The organism is Streptomyces sp. UH6 (assembly GCF_013421635.1).
GTDB classification, from domain to species: Bacteria; Actinomycetota; Actinomycetes; order Streptomycetales; family Streptomycetaceae; genus Streptomyces; species Streptomyces abyssomicinicus.
The window spans coordinates 1-3,277 of the sequence record NZ_JACADT010000654.1; the positions used below are offsets into that span (position 1 = coordinate 1).

The following is a 3,277-nucleotide window of genomic DNA, read 5'->3' on the forward strand; positions in this document are numbered from 1 at the left end:
GGGGCGAAGGCCGGGCCCGCGCGCCGCCCGCGCCGCCTGCCGCTGCGCTACCTGCTGCCCTCGCTGATCCTCCTCGCCCTGTCGGCGATGCTGATGCTGCGCGGCTACGTGAACAGCGAGATCCTCGCCGACCACCGCGTCCGCCCGCCCGCGCCCACCGACGAGGTGCCGGACGAGATCCTCTCCGGCGGCCCCGTCATCGACACCCGCGGCGGCCGCACGGAGACGCTCCGCGTGCCGGACCGGCGTCTGGTGCTCACCTTCGACGACGGCCCGGACCCGGAGTGGACCCCCAAGGTCCTCGACGTGCTGAGGAAGCACGACGCGCACGCCGTCTTCTTCATCACCGGGACCATGGCCTCCCGCCACCCCGACCTGGTGGAGCGCATGGTGGCGGAGGGGCACGAGATCGGCCTGCACACCTTCAACCACCCCGACCTCTCCTACCAGACCCCCGAGCGCATCGACTTCGAGCTCTCCCAGACCCAGACCGCCCTGGCCGGCGCCGCCGGCATCCGCACCTCGCTGTTCCGCCCGCCGTACTCCTCGTTCGCCGACGCCATGGACAACAACGGCTGGCCGGTGACCCGGCACCTCGGCGAGCGCGGCTACCTCACCGTCCTCAACAACACCGACAGCCAGGACTGGAAGCGTCCCGGCGTCGACGAGATCGTCCGCCGGGCCACCCCGCGGCACGGGGCCGGGGCGATCGTCCTGATGCACGACTCCGGCGGCGACCGCAGCCAGACCGTGGCCGCGCTGGACCGGATGCTGCCCGAGCTCGCGAGCCGGGGTTACGCGTTCCAGAACCTCACCGAGGCCCTGGACTGGCGCAGCGCCCACACCCCGGTCACCGGGCCCGAGTTGTGGAAGGGCAAGGCGTGGGTGTGGCTGGTGCAGGCGTCCCAGTCCGTCACCACCGTGCTCGTCGCCGGCCTGGTCGTGGTCGGGGCGCTGGTCATCGGACGGTTCGTGCTGATGCTGGCGCTCTCCACGTTCCACGTCCGCCGGGTGCGCCGCCGAGCGGGACGCTGGGGCGCGCGGCCGGTCACCGAGCCGGTGACGGTGCTGGTCCCGGCCTACAACGAGGCCAAGTGCATCGAGAACACGGTGCGCTCGCTGATGGAGAGCGAGCACCCCGTCGAGGTGATCGTCATCGACGACGGCTCCGCCGACGGCACCGCGGACATCGTGGAGGCGATGGACCTGCCCGACGTCCGGGTGGTCCGGCAGGCCAACGCCGGCAAACCGGCCGCGCTCAACCGGGGCATCGCCCACGCGAGCCACGACATCATCGTGATGATGGACGGCGACACCGTCTTCGAGTCCGCCACGGTGCGGGAGCTGGTGCAGCCGTTCGCGGACGCCGGGGTCGGGGCGGTGGCCGGCAACGCCAAGGTCGGCAACCGGGACTCGCTGATCGGGGCCTGGCAGCACATCGAGTACGTCATGGGGTTCAACCTCGACCGCCGGATGTACGACGTGCTGCGCTGCATGCCCACCATCCCCGGCGCGGTCGGGGCGTTCCGGCGCACCGCGCTGGAACGGGTCGGCGGCATGAGCGAGGACACCCTCGCCGAGGACACCGACATCACCATGGCCATCCACCGCGACGGCTGGCGGGTCGTCTACGCGCAGGACGCGCGGGCGTGGACCGAGGCGCCCGAGACGGTGCAGCAGCTGTGGTCGCAGCGCTACCGGTGGTCCTACGGCACCATGCAGGCCATCTGGAAGCACCGGGGCGCGGTCCTCGACAAGGGCTCCTCCGGACGGTTCGGCCGCGTCGGACTGCCGCTGGTCTCCCTCTTCATGGTCCTGGCGCCGCTGCTGGCCCCGCTCTTCGACGTGTTCCTGGTCTACGGCCTGGTCTTCGGCCCGACGGGCGCGACGGTCGGCGCCTGGCTGGGCGTGCTCGCCGTCCAGGCCGTGTGCGCCGCCTACGCCTTCCGGCTCGACAAGGAGCCCCTGCGGCACCTGATCTCGCTGCCGCTCCAGCAGATCCTCTACCGGCAGCTGATGTACGTGGTGCTCCTCCAGTCCTGGATCACGGCGCTGACGGGCGGCCGGCTGCGGTGGCAGAAGCTGCGCAGGACCGGCGTGGTCGAGGCCGCGCCGGGCACGGGCACGGGAGCACGGGGGGCGGCGGGATGAGCGCGGGGACGACGAGTACGGCACCGACGGGGGAGGTACCCGGGCAGGGCGGGGCGCCGGCCCCGGGCGGCGGCAGGGACCGCTACCTGGACCTGCTGCGCGCGCTGGCCCTGCTGCGGGTGATGGTCTACCACGTCTTCGGCTGGGCCTGGCTGACGGTGCTCTTCCCTTCGATGGGCGTGATGTTCGCGCTGGCCGGCTCGCTGACCGCGCGGTCGATGCGGCGCCCGGGGAGCTCGGCGCGCCAGGTGGTCGCCTCGCGGCTGCGGCGTCTGCTGCCCCCGCTGTGGGTGTTCTCCGTGGTGGTGCTGGCGCTGCTGCTCCTCGGCTTCGGCTGGACACCGCAGGGGCCGTGGGGGGTGGCCGGGACGCTCAACTACCTCGTCCCGGTGGGCGCGCCGCCCTACCCGGAGCGGATAGGCTCCCCGTCCGGCGTGCTGGACACCGACTGGGCGAGGGACGGCGCCGGACCGCTCTGGTACCTGCGTGCCTACCTCTGGTTCGTGGTGGCCTCGCCCCTGCTGCTGTGGCTCTTCCGGCGTGCGGCCTGGCCCACGCTGTTCGCGCCCCTGGCGCTCACCGCGGTGTTCGGCACGGGGCTGGTGACGGTCCCCGGCGAGACGGGCGAGGTCGTCGAGGACTTCTGCGTGTACGGCGCCTGCTGGGTCCTCGGCTTCGCCCACCAGGACGGGACGCTCGCCCGCGTCCCCCGCTACGTCACCGTCTCCGGCGCCTCCGCGCTGATGGCCCTCGGGCTGTGGTGGGCCTCCGGGCACCAGGGTGACGAGCGCTGGGACCTCAACGACATCCCCCTGGCCCAGGGGCTGTGGTCGTTCGGCTTCGTGGTGCTCCTGCTGGTGTACGCACCGGTGTGGACCCGGCTGCCGGGGCGGCTGCGGCGCTGGGACGGGCCGGTCACCCTGGCCAACAACCGCGCGGTCACCGTCTACCTGTGGCACAACCTGCTGATCGCCCTCACCTTCCCGCTGCTCGACCTCGCGGGCGTCGGCGAGGCCGCCTCGCTGCCCGCCGCGTTCCTGCTGCTCTGGCCGCTCCTCGCGCTCGCGGTCCTGGCGTTCGGCTGGGTCGAGGACCTCGCCGCGGGCCGCCGGATCCGCCCCTGGCC

General features: G+C 73.1%; 2 protein-coding genes. Both read left to right on the forward strand.

Features of this window, described 5'->3' with window-relative positions:
• The first annotated feature begins 42 nt into the window (after positions 1-42).
• Positions 43-2,151 (forward strand): bifunctional polysaccharide deacetylase/glycosyltransferase family 2 protein, encoded by a 2,109-nt coding sequence (locus HW445_RS23720; protein WP_180222981.1) that lies wholly within the window; start codon positions 43-45, stop codon positions 2,149-2,151.
• Positions 2,148-3,277, forward strand: a 1,130-nt coding sequence (locus HW445_RS23725; RefSeq protein ID WP_180222980.1) for an acyltransferase, incomplete at its 3' end; no start/stop codon positions are given. The genes HW445_RS23720 and HW445_RS23725, both read left to right, overlap by 4 nt.